Origin of the sequence: Haloferax profundi, assembly GCF_001469865.1 — an archaeon.
GTDB lineage: Archaea > Halobacteriota > Halobacteria > Halobacteriales > Haloferacaceae > Haloferax > Haloferax profundi.
Genome location: NZ_LOPV01000127.1, coordinates 1 through 357 on the forward strand (window position 1 = coordinate 1; position 357 = coordinate 357).

Below are 357 nucleotides of genomic sequence, written 5' to 3' on the forward strand. Positions count from 1 at the left end.
AGCGTGGGACGTTCAGATTCCAGTCGTTCTCTTCGATCTCATCGAGGCCGACCAGCCGACTGTGGTGGTCTTCTTCACGCCCAGTGAGATACGTCTCGGCCAGATAGTCGACACCGTCCTGCGTAAGTTGGTTCTGGTTCGACAACTCCTCGAAAATTTGGACACCAGACTCCCGAAGCTCCATGTCCTCGGCGTAGATGAACAGGACCTTACCCTCGCGCTCTGCGGGTTTGTCCTTGTTGAAGATGAGAAGGCATCCTGGCGAAGAAGTGTTGTAGAACAGGTTCTCCGGGAGCGCGATGACTGCCTCGACGAGGTCGTCTTCGAGAACTGGTCGGCGAATCTTCTTCTCCGAAC

General features: G+C 55.5%; 1 protein-coding gene. It reads right to left on the reverse strand.

All coding sequences use genetic code 11. The annotated features are described in order from the left end of the window. A partial coding sequence (locus AUR66_RS06580; protein ID WP_157533016.1) for an N-6 DNA methylase occupies positions 1 to 357 on the reverse strand: 357 nt, incomplete at both ends.